A 21,065-nucleotide genomic window follows, 5' to 3' on the forward strand; every position below is an offset into this window, starting at 1 on the left:
TTACTTAATCCAATTTTATTTCCTGATACAACCTACGGTTATCAGAAACCACTTCCCCCCCTCTCGTTTTTACTAAAGCATCGTCATTACGAATCTCTATGGTATAATCTCCGTCAGGTAAGTTTTTCAAATTAAACTTTTTGACCACCTTATTATACTTCTTAAAGGTTTGTAGAAATACCACTCTATCGTCTTCGTCTTTAATCAATACCTCTACCATATGACTCTCTGGCTTATCGAAATGCAAAGAGAACACATAGTCTTCTTTATGCTTGTGAATCGCTACTTCGTATCCTGACACATCCTTAACACTCATCAAGGTTGCCTCTGATTTAGATTTCTTCTTTCGTTTCTCATCATGCTCTGTTTTTATTGGATCACCAGCTATTAATAAGTTAGAAGACAATAGAAAGAGCGTTGAGAAAATAGCGATAATTAATTTTTTCATGGTTTTTGTTGAGTTATTATAAATGGAGTAATTTGACACTAGAACCAAACTGTTTATCTCGTTTGATCTATACTAAAGTACGTGCTTACCCCGAACTCTTTACACATGAAGATGTGAACCGTTAAATAATGTATGTCAACGGTAAGAAAATGTAAATGAGTTTAAAACCTTCTTTTCTATATCATTATAAAGACTTTGCCTTATACTTATAGAAAACTCCCCTATGGACATTTTCTGTTGTAGGGTTTTCGAAATAGCGCTGCAAGGCAAATGTTGTAGAAGCAAATGCAATTTCTTCCCAAGGGATATCTTTCTCTTCAAACAATCGAACCTCTAAGCTCTCTGATGTCTTAGAAGCGAAATGAGGTGCCTGCATTTCCGCTAAAAAATGAAGATAAACCTGATTAAACTCTGGTAAATCAAAAATGGTATGTAATCGTACAACCTCCACTAAGGCATCTGTCTCTTCTTTGACCTCCCTACGTGCCCCCTCTTCTGCCCGCTCTCCGTTTTCCAAAAAGCCTGCCGGCAAGTTCCATAAACCTTCCCTTGGTTCAATTGCTCTTCTCGCTAGTAATACTTTTCCTTCGTAGATCGGTATACATCCTACAATAATTCTTGGATTCTGATAGTGGATCGTTCCACATGCATCACATACAAAACGGTGATGGGTATCTCCTGCCGGAATTTCAAATTTCAATGCATTACTGCCACAGTGACTACAAAAATTCATTTCTCTTAAAAATTATATTTCTATGGTTGATTGCTCAAGAATGTAAAGTAGAAGAAGTTCGGGTGACCACAAATATCGCCTCCACATTATTTACTGTACTTTTTGGTTCGGGCGTCCACAAGAGTCGCCCTTTCAATATATTAACAGAATTGTATAAAATCGTTTTTTAGTTAAACAATTTGACCTACCTTACTGGTTTTCAGTCACTATAAATCCATAAAACAATATTTTAATGATTTTCAGCAAAAATCCATTTAAACGATTCCCTTAAGTCAATATTAAATAACCATAAAAATCATTGTTTATCATTTACAAATTGTATTTCGTTTATACCTTTGTAGGCTCGAAATAGAATTACCAAGTAAACAAAACCATATAGAAACATGGCGAAAGATGTCATAAGAAAGGAGGATGCGCTAGAATACCACGAGCATAGCATCCCTGGAAAAATTGCAGTAATTCCCACCAAGGGCACGCAATCACAAAGAGACCTAGCATTGGCCTACTCCCCAGGAGTAGCTTATCCTTGTTTGGAAATTGCCAATAATAAAGAAGATGTTTATAAATACACGACCAAAGGCAATTTGGTGGCCGTTATTTCCAATGGTACAGCCGTACTGGGACTAGGAAATATTGGTCCAGAAGCCTCTAAGCCAGTAATGGAAGGTAAAGGGGTATTATTCAAAATCTTCGCAGGAATCGATGTGTTTGATATTGAAGTGGACAGCACTGATGTGGACGAATTTGTTCGTATCGTCAAATCCCTGGAACCTACTTTTGGAGGAATTAACCTAGAGGACATCAAAGCGCCAGACTGCTTTGAAATCGAAACTCGTCTGAAGCAGGAAATGAATATTCCGGTCATGCACGATGACCAGCACGGTACGGCTATTATCTCCGGTGCAGCCCTTTTGAATGCCTTGGAATTGGTCAATAAAAAAGCAGAAGAGGTTAAGGTAGTAGTATCTGGAGCAGGTGCATCAGCTATCTCTTGTGTGAAGATCTTTATTGAGCTAGGGGTTAGCAAATCCAACATTATCGTTTGTGATAGCCGTGGTGTAATCCATACGGAAAGAGAAAACCTTACGGGACATAAAGCGGAATTCGCAGCCAATACAGATGCACGTACCTTAGAAGAAGCGATGCAAGGTGCTGATGTATTCCTGGGACTTTCAATGGGTAATGTCGTAAGCCCTGAGATGCTTCAAACCATGGGAGACAACCCGATTGTGTTTGCTTTGGCCAACCCAGACCCAGAGATTCCTTACGAGATCGCCATGTCCTCTAGAGAAGACTTGATCATGGCAACAGGTCGTTCAGATCATCCTAACCAGGTGAATAACGTATTGGGCTTCCCATTCATCTTCCGTGGTGCATTGGACGTTCGTGCTACAGAGATCAATGAGTCCATGAAGCTTGCCGCAGTTAAAGCGATTGCAGACCTTGCCAAGCAACCTGTACCTGATGCGGTAACCAAAGCATATAACCTGGAAAGCTTGAACTTTGGCACAAGTTATATTATTCCTAAGCCACTGGATCCACGACTACTTACTTCCGTTGCTCCTGCCGTTGCGAAAGCAGCCATGGAAACCGGAGTAGCCCAACAGCCTATCACTGACTGGGATGAATATAAAAATGAGCTGCAACAGCGCATGGGACAAGAGGATAATATCATCCGCCGTATGAACAATAAAGCGCGTCAAACACGTAAGCGTATTGTTTTTGCAGAGGCTGACAACCCTAAAGTTCTTAAAGCAATCCGAGTAGCAAAAGATGAAGGAATTGTAGATCCTATCCTATTGGGTAACCGAGAGCGTATTGAGGCAATGATTGAAGCTCTTGAGCTGAAAGGAATGTCTAAGGTTACCATCATTGACCCTCGTGCAAAAGAATTTGCCGCTCAGAAGGAAGAGTATGCAAAAGCTTACTACGAGAAGCGTCAACGTAAAGGGATCATTATGGAAGAAGCGCATGACCTCATGAGTAAGCGTAACTACTTTGGAGCCATGATGGTAGAAAAAGGAGAGGCTGATGCTTTACTTTCTGGAGTAACCAGAAACTATGCCGGTACGATTCGCCCTGCCCTGGAAGTGATCGGTGCCCGTGATGGATTGGTAGCCAGCATGTATTTAATGCTTACGAAGAAAGGCCCTCTTTTCTTCGCGGATACCACCATTAATGAAAACCCTTCTGCTGAAGAGTTGGCAAAGATCACAGAAATGGTAGCCAAAACGGTTAAGAGAGACTTTGACCTGGAACCAAGAGTAGCGTTACTTTCCCATAGCAACTTCGGGGGATCGAAACATCCAGATTCTACTCGTATGCGTCAGGTACGTCAATTGTTGAAAGAGAAGATGCCTAACCTTAAAGTAGATGGTGAAATTCAAGCAAACTTTGCCGTAAACAAAGAGGCTCTGACGAATGTATTCCCATTCTCTGAACTAGCAGGAGAAGGTGCTAACATCTTTATCTTCCCTGATCTGACCTCGGCAAATATCTCTTACAAGCTCCTTCAGGAAATGGGAGAGGTAGAAGCTATCGGACCGATCATGTTAGGTATGAAAAAGACGGTACACATCCTACAGCTAGGTTCTGAAGAAAGAGAAATTCTTCATATGATTGCCTTGTCAAATGTTGATGCCCAACGATTTGACCAGCAATAATTAAGAATTAAAAATGAAGAATGAGGAATGAAGAATATTATATTTTTCATTCCTCATTCTTCATTCTTCATTCTTCATTCTTCATTAAAAAAATTAACGGGCTGCCGTAGTTAAAAAGGCATCCTCTACCTGCTCCCAGGATACTACCTTGAAGTTCTGAGGCTTGTATACCTCCCCATCAAAATTAAAGCCATCCTGAACGATTAATACTCCTTTAGGATATCCCGGTAATTCTCCGGCATAGACCTCCAGTCCATCGGTCTCCTCTACCCCATCAATGGTATTACTATCTACAATTTTAAAGCTTCCCATATACGACTCCATAGTCATATCGATTAATGCATAAGAGAAATTCCCTTGACTGGAAACTACTAAATATTGCTGCGTAGAATCCTGACGATACAAGGCAATCCCTTCTACATCGGCCTCTATTGCTTTATTGTTCGCAACAGATGTTGCTTCAATGAATGACAAGGAATCGATAGCATGATCGAAAGCACTTGTTTTCCAAATTCCTACAGCTTCTTCTCCAATATATAGCATACCACTTATATCATCCACAACCATACCTTCTGGCTGAGAAGCAACTTTTAAGGTCCTTCTCAACTGTAGCTGTACCACACTGTCTTTGATTAACTGATATTGCTCTATAACCCCATTCTTTCCATTGACATATAAATATGTTAGATGGCTTTCCTGATCGTATCCCATACAAAAACCATATACCTCATCAATCGCTTCAGATACTGGAAATACCCCTTGCCCTAGTGGCGCTAAACGTCCTATGCTATCGATTTGCATTAAGGTAATTCCATGCTCGCTTCTATTCGAAGCTGCCAAAAGATCTACCGTATCCATTCCCAGGATGACCTGCTGACGAATATCCACATTATTTACTGAACCTACAGGGTAAAAAGCCACCTCAGCTCCCTCCAAGGTATAAGCATAAAGACCTTTTTTCTTATGGGTACCAAAGATCAAGCTTTTACTTCTGTCTGTAGCATGTATCCATAATGTTGGATCATCCGCTGCATCCTCCTCAGCTGGAGCCACTACAGCCTGAGTTTCCATAGTTGGCTGTAAAGCAATCATTATCGAGTCTTGTAACCCATAAGCGATTTGCATGGAAGCATCTGATTCTCTGGGATCTTTATAGGCTTTTTCTGTCTTTTTGGAAGTACATCCAATTAAAGTGCATAATAAAAAAACGATAGTGTAATTTTTCATGGTTTTATGTTCTCTCAAAAAGCTGTTGATTTTCAATGATTAATTTTCAATTATAAAAAGAAGAAAAGTCGGACGTTTCTGTCCGACCTTTACTATTCGTTATAATGATTCGAACGTACCCTTTGCTGAGTCATATTGTAAATCCGCAAAGCAAACTCTTACAAATCAAACTTAGCGCCGAAGCTGAAGCGAGGAGCATAATACTCTATCTGCATCGTTCGGTCTACACTTCCCTGATAATATCTCAAAGGTTGGTTTAATAGGTTATTCGCCTCAGCAAAAATGCGTAACTGTGGAGTCACCTGATAGTTCGCATTGGCATCCAGATAGAATACCTGATCATAGTAGCGATCCTCTACAGGCTCATCACCTAACTCATCAATAAATGCTGACGTATAATTAAAAGATACCCCGACATTTAGCTTCTTGCTATCATAGAATAGGGAACCGTTGAAAGCGTGTGCTGCAGTACCCGGCAAAGCGATCACCTCATCTTCTCTATCCTCAATCTGGAAATTAGACACCTCAGAGAATGTGTAAGTATAATTAGAGTATACATTCAAGCGGTTTAATGGGAAAGGAAGGAAAGTCAGACGCTTCTGAATACCCATTTCAACACCGGCAATCAAGGCATCTCCTCCATTGATCGGCTGTGTTACTTCATACTCCGTTCCATTGATCACCTCATCACTTACCTGCTCTACAATAAAATCATCAATCTGTTTCACGAAAGCCCCTGCCGTAAACAGTCCAAGACTTTTCAGGTAATACTCTCCCATTAAATCATAGTTCATAGAGGTTGTTGGACTCAAGGCAGGATTACCAATTGCCAACTCATTATCCTCTCTAAAAATCTGCTGATAAGGTACCAAATCAAAGTAATTAGGACGTGCAATGGTATTAGTCCATGCCGCTCTAACCAATAGATTTTGTACCGGCTCATACTTCAAATGAATACCCGGCATCCAGTTGGTATAAAAGTCTGTTTGTTCACCTGTTGCAGTCAAGTTTTCATCCTGGTCTTCGAATTCAGCCTGATAAACAAACCCCTGATAACGCACCTGAGTGTGTTCCATTCTCACACCTGCTACCATACTTAACTTATTCCCCAAACGCTGATTCAAACTGATATATCCTGCTGAGATAGCTTCCTCAGCATTAAAATTACCTGCAATCTCTTCCAATACCTCTGACTTCTCAAACAAGCTCTCATTACTCAAGTCAAGACCTCCCAAGGTTTCCGCAGAAACAAATTGGCCGATCGCATAATTACCTGCCTGATAATTATCTTTTGTCACATCCTCCAATGCCAATGTAGAAAAGAAGCTATCTTCCTCGATTGGTTCAAACTCAAAGAACTCATTATCCCTTAGTTTTTTCTTCAACTTATACTTACCGCCAAACTTCAGTTTACTAGCAAACTCTCCCTCAGCGATTGACCAGTTCAGGTTTAGACGAGCGGTTAAATCCTCCTCTTCTGTATATTGATTCTCCTCCGTAATCTCTTTAAAATCCCAAGCGGATGTTACTTCAGGAAATGTTGTAGAAGGAGTCGGTTGGTAAGGATCGTTTAGGTCAAAGGCGACAGTCTGTCCTTTCTGACGGTAAGTGATGTAACGTTCTTGTGGGCGTGTCTCAGAAGCCTTGGCATATTTCACTTTCCAATCGGCTGTCAAAGCCCCAAAGATATGATCACCTGAGAGGGAAGCATTATATACTCGTTGGTCTTCCAGTCTTCTATTTTTATCGTTGGCTCCGCCCTTGGTTTCTCTACGTATCTCTGCCTCATAGGTATCTGTTTCCTCATTGTACTCCAAGTCATCAAAACGTAATCTGTAGCGGTTTTCCCAGTCATTTCTGTGGTTGTACATCCCTTGTAGGTACAAGGTATGGTTGTCATTCAATTTATAGTCCGCACCCAAAGAATAACTCTGTCTCAAACGTTGCAGATAGTATTGTCTTACCTGAAACTCTTTTAACTGCTCTCCGTCCCACTCTCCTTCAATATTATCTGAACCCAAATGATGATCAAATACTGAAGCACTCACAATCACACCTAGTTTATCATTCGCAAAGCGGTCTCCATAAATCAAGGAGCCATTCAGCATTGGCTTATTGGCAATAAAGTTATACCCTGAGCCCAAGGTTGCTGAAACTCTACGATCTGCAGGAGCAACCCTCGTTTGCAAGTTGACCGATCCACCAATCGCATCACCATCCATATCTGGAGTAACGGCCTTGGACACCTCTACCATCTGAATCATATCTGCCGGCACCAAATCCAACTGTACCGAACGGATCTCCGCCTCTGCTGAAGGAATTCTCTCCCCATTAATCGTAATCGAGTTTAGCTGAGGTGCTGTCCCCCGGATATTAGCAAAACGAGCCTCTCCCTGGTCATACTGTACATATACCCCTGGAATACGTTTCATGGCATCACCAATATTAGAATCAGGAAAACGACCAATCTGATCAGAAGAAATCACATTGACGATACGATCTGACGCTTTCTGTTGGTTGATCGCCTTATTCTGTCCACTAGCATTCCCCCATACGACTACTTCGTTTAGGGCTTTGATTTCCTGAAACTTCAGTAATGGCAGCATGGTCGTTCCTTCTGCTACCTCTACAGAAGTTGTCATAGCCTCATACCCTATATAAGATACTGTCATTTCCTGCGTGCCTTCCGGAATATCTTGCAACAAAAAATAGCCGTTAGCATCTGCTACTGTTCCAATATTCAATGTAGGAATGCTTACCATAGCTCCCGGTAGCGGCAAATTGGTATGATCGACAACTCTTCCTTTTAATATCCCTTGTCCAAAGACTAGAGAAAAAGAAGACCATAAGAGTAGAAATAATAAAGTGTAAATTCTTTTCATGATTCGAAGATTTAATTGATTTCTTCAAAGGTTGAAAAGAATTCAGGAAGGAAGGGAAACTACAAATCAAGCTTATACTATCATAAGATTGACAGACAAAGCACACACATTACCAATGGATTACAGAAAACAATGTTATATCACTATAAAATGAACCCTTCTACTATACAGTCCCTACAATGCAAAAAATGACATTACAAATAGATCAATTAAAAGCGAAAAGTAATCACTGCAATGTAAACAACAAGAGTACCCAAAAGGTAAAAGTGCACTTAGAGCTTGTTTGAAATACTGATTTAGATAGAAAACTTCTGTAAACCCTCACACCTCTCTTTTGACACTCTCCGTAGATTACATACCGCTCCATTCCTTAAACTATTTCCTTACTCAACGTGTTTGCATTATATTATTACATCAATTAGGTGTTGAAAATCGATGGTATTCTAGTATTTTATTAATACCTTCAACAAAGTGAACATTGCACTATTTCAATCTTTATTTAAAGTGGCAATTTCACGATTCAGATAGCACTAGTTAGCGATTTATAATCCTATATATTATGACTATCACCTTGAAGTTAAATGAATACACCCTTGAGTTACTGCCTGATATCCGACGGTTCCTTCCTGATCCTCCTGCGCTCAAGCATTTCATTCAATCCACTTATCAAATTAACGGAGCCCCACCCAAAGTTTTAATAAGAGGCAAAGACATCTCTATTATCCTTCCTAACGCCTTCTTTTTGAACATCAATAATCCTTTGTATGAAAAAGCCGATACACTCTATGAGCTGGGGCACTTGGAAGAAGCTAAAGCTGCGTGCTTACAATTAACCAAAGAGTGCCCTCCTATTGCAGAGTATCATTACCTTCATTCTCGTGTCCTCCACCAGATGCACGAAACTGAAGCGGCCATCAAAGCATGCAAACAAGCATTGCAATGGGCTCCCGACTACCAAGAGGCTATTGAATTGATCGGAAAAATCTATGCCCATGAGAAAACCGACATAGAAACCGCTATGATATTCATTAATCATAACTGTAACGGCTAATTACTCTTCTTTTGCTCTTATCTATCATCATTTGTCCCCTGTCGTAAACAATTCGATAGATCCTCGAATCTTTATTGTGGAATAAAGTTCTTACGCTTCTAGTGCTTTAGAGAATCCCCTCTCTTTCTTGTTCTTTATTGAATTATGATTAAATTATGTGAAGCCTAAAACACACGATTTCACCTATTCCAATGAAGAACAAACTACTATTCTTTATTCTTTCCTTTTACTTGATTACCCCTACAAAAGGACAAGAAATACTACAAATCCCTCTTTACTCCTCTCTTGACCCTGTTGCAGAAGCCCTCAACTATCAAGGTTTTCAATTGCTAGAAGATGGACGTTACCCTTTGGCAAAAGCCTACTTTTGGGAAGCGATCCAAATTGACTCTACCAATATTGACTACTTCTACAACCTGGGCATGGCATGTCTACAGGACAAGGATTACGCCTTTGCTTTAAAGGCCTACCGTATTGCCAAAAACTCCTTTCCAGACTTCCCTGACCTCTATTTTTACTCAGGGGATTTACTTCAAAAAATGGAACGTTATGAGGAAGCGATATTAGAGTACAATAAAGCAATAGCACTCGCCGCTGATGAGCCTAACCCCCAGCTTCATTATTTATTTTTCTTCAATAGAGGAAATGCCTACTTCAAGAGCAAAAACTTTAAGGCCGCGATTCAAGACTATAATCAAACCATTTCTATATCTCCAGAATACTATGGTGCTTATGCTAATAGAGGATATGCCAATTACCACATCAAAAACTATAAGTCAGCCTGTAACGATTGGGAAATCGCAGCATCCTTAGGGTATCCAAAGGCGATTTATTACCTACAAAAGTATTGTAACAAACAATAAGAGCTTGCTTGAAATAAAACTCATTTTTTTACGTACTACCCACTTCATTTACGTTCTGCTAAGGTATTTTTGGGTATCAACCAAAATAAAATAATCCACTATGCATGAATTAGTATTTTCAGTATTCTTATTGAGCATGATTTTCATATTAACCATTAGCGGAATACTAAGTAACAAGAAGAAAAGTAAAGGGAAAGATGTAAAAAAGATACTAGGAAAAACACCAGAACACCTACAAGCATTACAACTAGCCGGACCACTACATAACATTTCTCCCAATACGGCTATCGGAAGCAAAGCCCTATACCAAAAAGATGGCATCGAAGTATATGTCACGGTGACTAAGATTGATAGAAGTAAAGAAATGGATGATCAGAAAAAAGCTTGGGAAATGCAGGAAAATGCTTACAAGCAAAAAATTCAGTGGCTCCTTTGGGCTATTGTGGCCACCTTTATTGGGGGGATATTAGAATGGGGGTTAAGGTAGTATTTTCTTATTGGTTGAGCTTGTTTGTTTATCGCTTATCGGTTATTGTTTAATTAACATAAACGATAACCAATAAGCGATAAACCATTTTAAGGCCTAATGATACTTCTTATTCAGCTTCAGTTTCCTTCACTTCTTTGACAAAGAATACCGCTACGGCACCCAAAATCATACAAACCCCGGCAAAAGCCAATAGAAGAATTGCTTGATTATTGAACAAAGCGATCAGCTGTCCACCGAACAAACCAGCAAAGATCTGAGGTCCGGCGATGGTGAAGTTAAAGATTCCCATATACAATCCCATCTTATCTGAAGGTAATACCCCTGAAAGGATCGCATAAGGCATTGCCAAGATAGCCGCCCAAGCAATACCTACTCCTGCCATAGAAAGGATCAGCATGTTCTTATCTGTAAACAACATCATAGAGATCAATCCAAGGCCACCTAGCGCCAAAGATATACTATAGACCATCTTACGGCTAGTCATCTCCGCCAACTTAGGCATAATCAAAGAGAAGATGGCTGCAAACAAACTATAGGCACCGAAGATCACCCCTGTCCAGTTACCTGCTTCGTTAAAGGCAGCTGAAGTCGCATCCCCTGGCTCCGTACCCCAAATATGCTGTGCAATCGCAGGAGTACTATATACCCACATAATATAAAGGGCTACCCAAGAGAAGAACTGTACCACTGCCAATTGCAGCATGGTCTTAGGTGTTTTCTTTAGTGTCGTAAAGAAAGATTCTTTCTCTACTTCCTCTGTTTCTTTTTTCTCTACTGGGTTGTATTTATAGTATAGTTCTGGCGGATACTCTTTCGTTCTGAAAGACGTCCACAATACGGAAAGGATTAGTGCTGACCCACCGATATAGAATGACCAAACTACAGAATCTGGAATCTTTTCTCCTGCTGCAGGCTCATTGGCTACTCCTAATTGTGTTAGGATAAATGGCAGCAAAGATCCTACTACCGCACCTGTATTAATCAAGAAACTCTGAATAGAATACCCAAGGTTACGTTGAGAAGCCGGTACCATATCCCCTACCAAAGCACGGAATGGTTGCATCGTAACATTAAAAGAGGCATCCATGATTAATAGCATCAATGCACCGAAGAACATTGCCGGCATCAGTGCCGTAAAGATTTCTGAGTTAGGCATCAGGAACATGGCAATGGTTGCAAATAATGCTCCTCCAAGGATAAATGGAATTCTACGTCCCAACTTTGTCCAAGTGTTATCACTCGCACCTCCAATGATCGGCTGAATGATAATCCCTGCGATCGGGGCCGCCAACCAGAAAAAGCCCAAATGATGCACATCCGCACCCAAGGCCTGTAAAATACGGCTCACATTACCATTCTGTAAAGCAAAACCAAACTGTACCCCCAAAAAACCAAAACTGAGGTTCCATACCTGCCAAAAGCTTAAACGAGGCTTTTGTACTTTAGTCATTTCCATATGTGCAAGTGTCTATAGTATTATGATTATATTTTTACTTAAAATTTTGCAAGTGTCTAAAGATAGAAACCTAGCGGACATTTCAAATATGATAACTGTCATCTTTTACATATAAATATTCCAAGACTATCATTTATTAACTTTACAACCTCACAACAACCGGTTGCATAAAAGTAACCTACAAAACAAACAAAAAACGGGACCCTGTTAGATCCCGTTTATTTAAAGAGCTGCCTCTTCTCAATAGTAAATTGTACTTTTCCAAGTAAGTCTATGATGTTTTATCGATCCAATGGAATTCCATAGCTTTGCTTCACCTCTCCCATGACAAATGTACTATGAGAGCTAGCAATGCAATGAATAGCCCCAAGCTTATCCATTAGGAAGTTCTGATATGCTTTCATATCCTTGACTACCACCTTTAACATAAAGTCATAGTCACCCGAAATACTATAACATTCTGTCACCTCTTCCAGGTTGACAATTTCATCTTCAAAAAGCTTTCCTGTTACCCGAGCATGTTCCTTTAAGTTAACATGACAGAAAACAATCAAATGCTTTCCTAACTTTTCTCGATTGAGCAGTGCCATATATCGAGAAATATAGCCCTCTTTCTCCAGACGCCTTACCCGTTCATACACAGGAGTCGGAGAAAGCGCTATTTTACGGGCAAGATCCTTGGTAGTAATGTCCGAATTAGCCTGTAAGTGTTCCAGTATTTTTAAGTCTATAGCATCCAGCTTTTCCATGTGCAATATGTTTGTCCTTGATCAAAGATAAGACGATCTATTTATTCGTTGAAAGAAAAAGGATGAAGGATTTAAAACCTTCCAACAGGTCTTTCTCCTTCATCCTTTTTCTTTCATCTCTTCTATGGGAGCAACCACAAGGGTCGTCCTTCTCTTCCTTTCGGTTAAATACTACCTATCTGTTAAACAAAAGGAAGAAAAACAGATATACCCATAGGATATCCAGAAAGTGCCAGTAAGTAGCACACATCTCTAAACGAACCAACGCTTTAGAGTGGATCTCCATCTTAAATACTGCAAAAAGAATCACAAACAAGTAAACTACTGCACTTACTACGTGCAACCCATGTACTCCTGTAATCACATATACAAAGGATCCTGAAGGGTTACCTACAAAGTAAGCACTTACTTCTACCAAATGCTGCCATCCTATGACTTGCAGCACCAAGAAAATGGCACCCAAAATTGCCGTAATCACAATAGCAATCTTAAGATTTGAGAAATTATCTTTCTTGGCTGAACGCATCGCCCAGAACATGGTAGCACTACTCGCTACAATCACGGCAGTACTGTAATAAAATACCATTGGCAACTCAAACTCAAACCAATTACCTTCTGCTTGTCTTACAATATAGGCACTGGTAAAAGCCGCAAAGATCATGGTAATACTTACAATAAATAGCCACATCGCAAATTTCTTGGGATGCACACTAAACGTTCTTTGGGGCTGATCTGTCATCATCTGTTCCATTACTATTGTCGTTTATATATAATCTCTTCTTTTTCTAAATCATTATACTTTGTCCACCAAGAAAGCAATCATTACTACTGGCAGATAAATAATAGAGGCAAACATCACTCTCAAAGCCGCTTTGTTGCTACGTTCTTTCCATAGTACTACACCTTGTGAAAGCACCATAAATGCGGCCAATACAGCAATAATCGCAGAGATATTTCCTGTAATCCCTAAGCCCATGGGCAATACACCCAACGGCAGCAATACTAAAGAATAAGAAAGAATCTGCTTGACTGTACTTCCATCCTTTCTTCCAAAAGGAAGCATCTTCATTCCTACCTTCTTATACTCCTCATCTCCTATCCAGGCAATAGCCCAAAAGTGAGGGAACTGCCAGAAAAACTGAATAGCAAACAATACAATAGCCTCATGAGAAATTTCTCCCGTCATCGCTACCCATCCAATCAAAGGAGGAAATGCACCTGGAAATGCTCCTACCAATACCGATATCGGACTAATACGCTTCATTGGCGTATAGACAAATCCATACAATATTAACGATAGAAGTGTCAACCAAGCCGTTAAAGGATTCAGTACTGTCCAAAGTAGTATAGAGCCCAAAGTAGCCATGACAACAATGAAAATAACAGCCTGTCTCTCCGAAATTTGCCCTGAAGGCAAAGGACGGTTCATCGTACGCTTCATTTGCTTATCCAGGTCTTTTTCAATCACCTGGTTGATCGTATTGGCAGCCCCTGTCACCATAAAACTTCCGATGGTCAAGGCTAGCAAGCCCCACCAATCTATCGCTCCGTCAGATGCTAACAGAAAACCGCAAGCCCCTGTAAAGACCACCAACCAGGTTAGTCGTGGCTTGGCCAGCTCCCAGTACATCTTAAAATATCCCTGAGGAGCCTGGGAAGCTTCCTGCTCTGTTGTTGTATGGTTAATTACTTCTTGTTGCATCCTTCCTATTTCTTTATTTTCCCTAATTCCCATATGCACTATACTGTTTCCAACTCCTCTGCCTTGTCAACCTTAGTGGTTAACATCACCTTCTCATAATTGACCAATAAGATCAAGTAAAACTGAAGTCCAAAAATCAACGCGCCCAATAACAAATGCAGCGGCTGTGTAAAGGCTGGAATAGCAAAATAAGCCATAATCACTCCAGTTAAGATTTCCATCCCTAACAACCCAAGTAAGATGATAGACCAATGATACAAGGACTCTTGCTTACTAACACTTCCAATGATTAGCTTAGCCAAATAGGCATTGGCCAAGAAAACTACAATCGAGAAAGAACGGTGAATATAAAACATGATTCCCGTGTTTTCTATCCATAAATGCCTTCCCGCTTCTCCCATACTATTGGCTACCGTATCAATCGCTTGTCTTACCTGTGTTCCAAATACCAATTGCAGAATTGACAAAACGACAACAACCGCCAGCCATTTATTGATTTTTGGCACATTATTCACTTTAGGAATATGGCTTACAGCTCCATAGGACCTTGCTACGGCAAAAATAAGTACCCCTACGGTCACTAATGCCAACAACATATGTCCAGTAATAATCACTGGCTTTAAATGAGTGGCAACCACTACACTTCCTAACCAGCCGTTGAACCCAACTAAAACAAAAGCGGCCAAAGACATCCAAAACACCAGTCTGTCACGGCTCCAGTATTGTGTAGATAGCAATAGCGTAATAAAAACAAACAATCCTATCAATACCCCTACCAGACGATTCACATACTCAATCCATGTCTTCAAGGCAGAAAAGTCTGCAATCTGCTTTCCCTCAATTGCAAAAACAGTTTTATAATCTGCAGGCAATTCGCTGATATCTGTCGGGGGAACCCATTGTCCAAAACACTGTGGCCAATCTGGACATCCCAAACCAGAACCTGTACTTCTTACAATTCCTCCCACTAGTATCAGGAAGAATACCGCAACGATAGTGATCACACCAAATCGGCGATAATAACGTTCTCTACTGCTTGTTTTCTCTTGCATGAATTTCTGCTTTAGGTTAATCCTCACCAAGAGGGATTGCTGGTAATTCCACTCCTGACATTGTCTCAACGACTTGTATTCCTAGATTGTTTTTTTTTATTGTCGCTTTTATACTCCTATCCTATCTACCTAAAGTATTACCCCTTCAACTAAAAGAATAGTCCTATAAAATGATGGCAAAGTTACAAAATGAAGTTATGTTGACAAAAGTCCTCTTTCAGATTTTTTAACTTTCTGAGTCTATCATGCTGTGAGCAAGCCTACGCATTTCACATATTTCAAAGCTGCAAATTGTGTTTTTTATTGAATTATGAGTTATTTAACCAATGTAAAGTACTGAAAACTCCCTGTAAACGAACCAAGGAGTATTCATTGACCACATAATCATCGCTAAATCAACTAGAAATAATCATGGAAAAAGACGAACAACAAGTTGCAGAGAACCAGATTAACATTGAACTAAATGAAGAAGTAGCAGAAGGAATCTATGCAAACCTTGCTATGATTGCCCACTCCAATAGCGAATTTGTTATTGATTTTATACGAATGATGCCAGGCGTACCCAAGGCAAAAGTAAAATCGAGAATTATCCTAACTCCTGAGCATGCCAAGAGATTATTGCATGCCTTACAAGATAATATCCAACGCTATGAGCAAACCTTTGGTCCTATCAAGCGTACTGAGGAAGCCCCTAAGTTTCCAATGAATTTTGGAGGAACGATGGGAGAAGCGTAACAAACTTAAAGGGGGAAGAAAAAATAGTATTTTTTCTTCCCCCTTTAAGCCCCAGCATGCAGCCAAGATCTACCTTTCCGACCTTACCAATCACTAACCTATAACCACTTAAACAATATGAATTTTGATTTCGAATGGCAAACACAAGACCAGCTCACCTTAAGAGGCAAATGCTGGCTACCAGGTTCCGAACGTCCACAGGGACTTCTTTGCCTCATCCATGGCTTTGGTGAGCATATTGGTCGATATGAGCATGTTGCCCAATTTTTTAATCAACATGAAATCGGCCTAATCGGTTTTGACCAAAGGGGACATGGGCGTTCTGATGGTAAAAGAGGGGTAGTTCCCAGTTACGAGTCACTATTAGTGAATATCACAGAATTCCTAGCGCTTACGTATAGTAAGTTTCCCGAAGTCCCACTCTACCTCTATGGACACAGTATGGGAGGCAATATAGCTACCACATATTTATTAAGAGAACAACCTCGCATCATCAAAGCAGGAATCATCACCAGCCCATGGTATGAACTCACCAATCAACCTCCAAAACTGACGGTGAGTTTAGGAAAAATGATTAGCAACCTATACCCTTCTTTTACCGTCTCTTCAGCTATTATTCCTGAAGACCTGTCTTCAGACCTGACAGTAGGCAAAAAATACATGGAAGATCCACTGGTACACAATAAGATGGGGGGTACTTTATTTACAGGAGTGTCCAATGCCGGATTGTGGATATTGGAAAACACCGACAAACTGGTGCATCCTCTACTCATGATGCATGGTAAAGCGGATAATGTCACTTCTCAGAAAAGTAGCGAAAAATTTGCCCGAAAAGCCCCTAAAGGATTATTAAAGTACAAGGCATGGAATGGCATGAGACATGAATTGCACAATGAGCTAATTAAAGAAAAAGCGTTACAATATATACTGGACTTCCTGGAGGAAGTACAAGAGCCTCAGGTATAAAAAAATATGGCTCATCCGAAATTAATCCAGGATGAGCCATACTTTTTTATAAGAATTGCTTATGCTAGTTGAGCATCGATTTTAGATACCAATACATCTTTTGCAGAAGCACCTACTAACTTATCTACAACTTCTCCTCCCTTGAATACCAACATGGTAGGGATAGATCTTACACCATACTTAGCTGCTGCATTTGGGTTAGCATCTACGTCCAACTTCCCGATCACAGCTTTTCCTTCAAAATCGCCAGCAAGCTCATCTACTACTGGAGCCATCATGATACAAGGACCACACCATGTTGCCCAAAAATCTACCAATACTGGCTGATCTGAGTTCAATACTACTTCGTCGAAGTTTGCATCTGTGATTTCAATTGCCTTTGCCATTTGCTCGTAATTTATTTTTAATGAAAATATTTGTTTCTATTCACTACCACTGTTAGTGTACAGCGGTCATCTCATTGAAGACGTAAATTAAAACAATATCATAGTAAAAATGTTCAGGATACCTGCTTTTTTTTCAGCAGTGAGATAGACATTATTCGTTCCCCCACTGTTCAGGATGTCTAATTTCAATCATAAATGATTGAGTTCATATAGTTTAGTTATCCCCTAAACTATAACCTTTCGGATTACCCTTACCACTTATAGGCCCGATATAATGACTTATTGGTTGTCGTTTAATTAAGATGGAATAATTAAACAATAAGAAAATCCGATACTACCCTAAGCTTCCCTCACCCAAGTGACCTTTTCCTGCACATCACCTCTCTGTCCTTCCTTTCCTCTCTGTTTCGGTACTCCAACATAAAAGAAACCTAACAAACGATCCTTCAACCCGAGACCAAATAATTCCTTGGCAGCTTCCATATAGGTAATTCCTCCACTGGACCAATACCCTCCATACCCATAAGCCTCTATCGTGAGATACATATTTTGTACAGCACAAGCTACTGCTTCAATCTCCTCTACTTCAGGAATACGTTCTGTCTCCTGCCTATCCATACACACTGCAATAACATGTGACGCTTGCATAGGCATTGCTGCTAATTTCTCTTCCTTGGCTTTATCATACTTTTCCATAACCGTGTGCTCACGATACATCTCAGACTGTATCTCACCTAACTTCTTTCGCCCCTCTCCTGCAAAAACAAAGAAACGCCACGGCTCTGTTCTTCCATGATTAGGAGCCCAATTGGCATTCTCCAACATCTGAAGGATCACCTCTTCGGGCACCTCTTCTCCGGTGTACTCTTTAGGAAAATAAGAACGTCTGTTTTTTACTAATTGATTAAATGCCTCCGTATCATAAGGGGAGAGCGTATGTTTATCTGACATAATGAAAGCGTTTATGTTATTAAATTCGTCCTGCCACCAACTAATTTTGTTTAATTCAACGATTCAAGAAAGCGGTTTGGCAGTATGACAATTATTTATTCAAACTTAACTAAATATTAATTAACTAATAATGAGCGATATATTACCCCCACAAACAAGCGGCGAATTAATGTACACCAACCTACTGAAAAACAACCCGCTTCATGCATAGGGTAAAATAGTATCAGGTTAAGTATATCTTGTACTATGTAATGTTTTAAAATTTTAACCTTATTAACAAATATTCTTTAATGGTACTTTTGTAATAAGAGTATTGCTCTTATTTTGCCTCGAAAGGAACGTATGTCATTGCTTTTTTGTTATAAATTTGCGACTAATAAAAGTATCCTATACTTCAAAGAAGGACATACCACTCCTACTAATAAGCATACTACACCATATAAGCTACCATCATGACAGTACAAAACAGAGTGATCAACTTTGCGGACACCCGCATTGCTTTCAGCTCGAAAAGCAATCTCGAGCTGCGTAAAAGTTACCTGTTGTTTAATAGCATGGACTATCCATGGCTGGTAAAACTGGGTACTTCTCTAATTTCTACCTCTTTTAAATTAGGTTTACCAATTAAAGGTATTGTTAAAAACACTTTATTCAACCAATTTTGTGGAGGAGAGTCTATTCAGGACTGTGAAAACACCATACAAAAACTAGGGAAGTTCCATATAGGAACTATTCTGGATTACTCCGTAGAGGGAAAAAAAAGTGACGAAAGCTTTGATTTCACGACAGAGGAAATCATTCGTACTATCGTCAAAGCAAGTCAGGAACCAAACATTCCATTCTCAGTATTTAAGGTGACAGGCATTTGCGCGATCCCTATTTTAGAGAAACTGCAAGCTGGAACCCCTCTAAATACTCAGGAAAACACTGAATGGGAAAAAGCACAGCAACGTGTCTTAAAAATCTGTGAAACGGCCCATCACCATAAGGTACGTATTTTCATTGATGCCGAGGAGACCTGGATACAAGCTGTCATTGATGAACTTGCTTTCCGAATGATGGAAAAATTCAACCAAAAGGAAGCTATTGTCTACAACACGTATCAGATGTACCTGCATGCTAAACTGGCACAACTGAAAACTGATTTGGATACCGCCGCAACGAAAGGATACAAACTAGGTGTAAAATTGGTTAGGGGAGCTTATATGGAAAAAGAAAGTGAGCGTGCTAGTACAATGGGGTATGAAAACCCTATTCAACCTAGTAAAGATGCTTGTGACCAAGACTATAACGCTGCTCTCCGATTCTTAGTCGAGAACAGTCAGTATATGGCTTTATGCGCTGGCACACACAATGAGGATAGCAGTTTGTACTTGACGCAGTTGATGGCGCAGCACAATATCTCTGCTCAACATCCAAATTTCTTCTTCGCTCAATTGTACGGGATGAGTGATCACATCTCCTACAACCTGGCTAATGCAACTTACAATGTCGCAAAATATGTACCTTACGGACCTGTAAAGGAAGTAATGCCCTACCTGTTCAGACGTGCAGAAGAAAACACCTCCATAGCGGGTCAAAGTAGCCGAGAGCTATTACTGGTAAGAGAAGAAATGAAAAGAAGACAACAACTATAAAAGCGTTTTTATAAAAAACACTCAAAGGAACTAAGGCTTAGCACATTAACGCTAAGCCTTTTTTCTTGAATACTTCTCAGGCCCTAAAAATTGAAATTAATAGCCTAAATCATAGGGCAAATTGGATAGAATTTATTAAACTTGCAGAATGTATAATCCACGCCCACTTGTTGGTCAGCTGGTAATTTTTACCAAAAAACATCTATCCACCACCAAGGAGCTAGTTGTCAGGTATACATCTTAAAACTCACACATATACAATATTATATATGGAAAATACTGTCGCTCAGAAGCTTGAGGCACTGAAGAAATTACAAGCTATTGATTCGCAGCTAGTAGAAATCAAAAAAATTAGAGGAGACCTTCCTGAGGAAGTTGAGGACTTAGAAGATGAGATCGCTGGGTATAACACCAGGATCACGAAATTTGAAGAAGAGCTGACAGCCTATAAGGAGACTATTAAAGAGCATAAGGCTAGCATTAAGGAGTATCAAGAAAGAATCGCTTATCTTGAAGATCAGCAAATGAATGTTCGTAACAACCGCGAATATGATGCTATCAACAAGGAGCTGGAAATGCTTGGACTAGACACTCAAGTCAGTGAAAAAAGAATCCGTGAGGCTAAAATTGCTATCGAGGCAAAAGAGGAGCAAATCGGAATGACTAAGCAAATGCTTGACGAACGTCAAAAAGATCTTGACGCGAAACAAGTTGAACTGAAAGAAATCCTTTCTGAAACTGAAGTAGAGGAAGAAAAACTTCTAAAGCAAAGAGAAAAGGCTTCTAAAAACATTGAAGAGCGCCTTCTTAATGCATATAACAAAATCAGAATCAACTCTTCCAATGGTCTTGCCGTTGTCCCTGTAAGAAGAGGGGCTTGTGGAGGTTGTTTCAATGCTGTTCCTCCTCAGAAGCAAGCAGACATCAAAGAAAAAAGAAAGATCATCGTATGTGAACACTGCGGTAGATTGATGTCAGATGTAGAAATCGTTATCGAGGAAGAAAAGAAGAAGACTACAAGAAAAAGAAGTGTTCGTAGAAAGAAAGCTGAATAAGCTGACTACTTCTCGAGCA

19 protein-coding genes are annotated in these 21,065 nt (G+C 39.9%); 8 read left to right on the forward strand and 11 right to left on the reverse strand.

Annotation, left to right across the window (positions count from 1 at the left end):
- Positions 1–4 precede the first annotated feature (4 nt).
- Both ABD985_RS11305 and ABD985_RS11310 read right to left on the reverse strand, forming a co-directional pair.
- Positions 5–448 (reverse strand): hypothetical protein, encoded by a 444-nt coding sequence (locus ABD985_RS11305; protein ID WP_345371781.1) that lies wholly within the window; start codon positions 446–448, stop codon positions 5–7.
- Between the two features lie 184 nt (positions 449–632).
- Positions 633–1,181 carry an NUDIX hydrolase gene (locus ABD985_RS11310; protein WP_345371783.1) on the reverse strand — a complete coding sequence of 183 codons (549 nt, stop codon included), beginning with the start codon at positions 1,179–1,181 and terminating at the stop codon, positions 633–635.
- Between the two features lie 383 nt (positions 1,182–1,564).
- On the opposite strand from ABD985_RS11310, the gene ABD985_RS11315 reads away from it, so the two are divergent.
- Entirely contained in the window at positions 1,565–3,844 is a 2,280-nt protein-coding gene (locus ABD985_RS11315) for an NADP-dependent malic enzyme (RefSeq protein WP_345371785.1), read from the forward strand.
- Between the two features lie 93 nt (positions 3,845–3,937).
- On the opposite strand, the gene ABD985_RS11320 is transcribed toward ABD985_RS11315, so the two are convergent.
- Together ABD985_RS11320 and ABD985_RS11325 are read right to left on the reverse strand one after the other, a co-directional pair.
- Entirely contained in the window at positions 3,938–5,071 is a 1,134-nt protein-coding gene (locus ABD985_RS11320) for a phytase (RefSeq protein ID WP_345371787.1), read from the reverse strand.
- A gap of 158 nt (positions 5,072–5,229) precedes the next feature.
- On the reverse strand, positions 5,230–7,953 hold the full coding sequence (locus ABD985_RS11325) for a TonB-dependent receptor (RefSeq protein ID WP_345371789.1): 2,724 nt from the start codon (positions 7,951–7,953) through the stop codon (positions 5,230–5,232).
- Positions 7,954–8,512: 559 nt separating this feature from the next.
- Between ABD985_RS11325 and ABD985_RS11330 the strand changes: the two genes are divergently transcribed.
- The 3 genes from ABD985_RS11330 to ABD985_RS11340 all read left to right on the forward strand — a co-directional run bounded on the left by ABD985_RS11330 (position 8,513) and on the right by ABD985_RS11340 (position 10,354).
- Entirely contained in the window at positions 8,513–9,004 is a 492-nt protein-coding gene (locus ABD985_RS11330; RefSeq protein ID WP_345371791.1) for a hypothetical protein, read from the forward strand.
- Positions 9,005–9,195: 191 nt separating this feature from the next.
- Positions 9,196–9,867: a tetratricopeptide repeat protein gene (locus ABD985_RS11335; RefSeq protein ID WP_345371793.1), complete on the forward strand. Its 672-nt coding sequence runs from the start codon at positions 9,196–9,198 to the stop codon at positions 9,865–9,867.
- Positions 9,868–10,003: 136 nt separating this feature from the next.
- Entirely contained in the window at positions 10,004–10,354 is a 351-nt protein-coding gene (locus ABD985_RS11340) for a hypothetical protein (RefSeq protein ID WP_345371795.1), read from the forward strand.
- Positions 10,355–10,463: 109 nt separating this feature from the next.
- On the opposite strand, the gene ABD985_RS11345 is transcribed toward ABD985_RS11340, so the two are convergent.
- The 5 genes from ABD985_RS11345 to ABD985_RS11365 form a co-directional block, all read right to left on the reverse strand.
- The gene (locus ABD985_RS11345; RefSeq protein ID WP_345371797.1) at positions 10,464–11,813 is read right to left on the reverse strand and encodes an MFS transporter; all 1,350 of its coding nucleotides are present in this window, start codon (positions 11,811–11,813) and stop codon (positions 10,464–10,466) included.
- 281 nt (positions 11,814–12,094) lie between these two features.
- Positions 12,095–12,562: an Lrp/AsnC family transcriptional regulator gene (locus ABD985_RS11350; protein ID WP_345371799.1), complete on the reverse strand. Its 468-nt coding sequence runs from the start codon at positions 12,560–12,562 to the stop codon at positions 12,095–12,097.
- Positions 12,563–12,737: 175 nt separating this feature from the next.
- Positions 12,738–13,313 (reverse strand): cytochrome c oxidase subunit 3, encoded by a 576-nt coding sequence (locus tag ABD985_RS11355; RefSeq protein ID WP_345371801.1) that lies wholly within the window; start codon positions 13,311–13,313, stop codon positions 12,738–12,740.
- 42 nt (positions 13,314–13,355) lie between these two features.
- Positions 13,356–14,264: a heme o synthase gene (gene cyoE, locus ABD985_RS11360; protein ID WP_345371803.1), complete on the reverse strand. Its 909-nt coding sequence runs from the start codon at positions 14,262–14,264 to the stop codon at positions 13,356–13,358.
- Positions 14,265–14,302: 38 nt separating this feature from the next.
- Positions 14,303–15,316, reverse strand: a complete 1,014-nt coding sequence (locus tag ABD985_RS11365) for a COX15/CtaA family protein (RefSeq protein WP_345371805.1) — start codon at positions 15,314–15,316, stop codon at positions 14,303–14,305.
- 411 nt (positions 15,317–15,727) lie between these two features.
- On the opposite strand from ABD985_RS11365, the gene ABD985_RS11370 reads away from it, so the two are divergent.
- Together ABD985_RS11370 and ABD985_RS11375 are read left to right on the forward strand one after the other, a co-directional pair.
- Positions 15,728–16,051, forward strand: coding sequence for a DUF3467 domain-containing protein (locus ABD985_RS11370; protein ID WP_345371807.1), 324 nt, complete (start codon positions 15,728–15,730; stop codon positions 16,049–16,051).
- Between the two features lie 117 nt (positions 16,052–16,168).
- Entirely contained in the window at positions 16,169–17,017 is an 849-nt protein-coding gene (locus tag ABD985_RS11375; RefSeq protein ID WP_345371809.1) for an alpha/beta hydrolase, read from the forward strand.
- A gap of 59 nt (positions 17,018–17,076) precedes the next feature.
- Here ABD985_RS11375 and trxA read toward each other — a convergent pair whose 3' ends face one another.
- Together trxA and ABD985_RS11385 are read right to left on the reverse strand one after the other, a co-directional pair.
- On the reverse strand, positions 17,077–17,403 hold the full coding sequence (gene trxA / locus ABD985_RS11380; RefSeq protein ID WP_345371811.1) for a thioredoxin: 327 nt from the start codon (positions 17,401–17,403) through the stop codon (positions 17,077–17,079).
- A 339-nt stretch (positions 17,404–17,742) separates the two neighbouring features.
- Positions 17,743–18,354, reverse strand: coding sequence for a nitroreductase family protein (locus ABD985_RS11385; RefSeq protein ID WP_345371813.1), 612 nt, complete (start codon positions 18,352–18,354; stop codon positions 17,743–17,745).
- A gap of 452 nt (positions 18,355–18,806) precedes the next feature.
- Here ABD985_RS11385 and ABD985_RS11390 point away from each other — a divergent pair, with 452 nt between their 5' ends.
- Positions 18,807–19,991: a proline dehydrogenase family protein gene (locus tag ABD985_RS11390; protein WP_345371815.1), complete on the forward strand. Its 1,185-nt coding sequence runs from the start codon at positions 18,807–18,809 to the stop codon at positions 19,989–19,991.
- Positions 19,992–20,260: 269 nt separating this feature from the next.
- Entirely contained in the window at positions 20,261–21,046 is a 786-nt protein-coding gene (locus ABD985_RS11395; protein ID WP_345371817.1) for a zinc ribbon domain-containing protein, read from the forward strand.
- The last annotated feature ends 19 nt before the right edge of the window (positions 21,047–21,065 follow it).

The sequence above is a fragment of the Algivirga pacifica genome (assembly GCF_039543525.1).
Classification (GTDB): Bacteria; Bacteroidota; Bacteroidia; order Cytophagales; family Flammeovirgaceae; genus Algivirga; species Algivirga pacifica.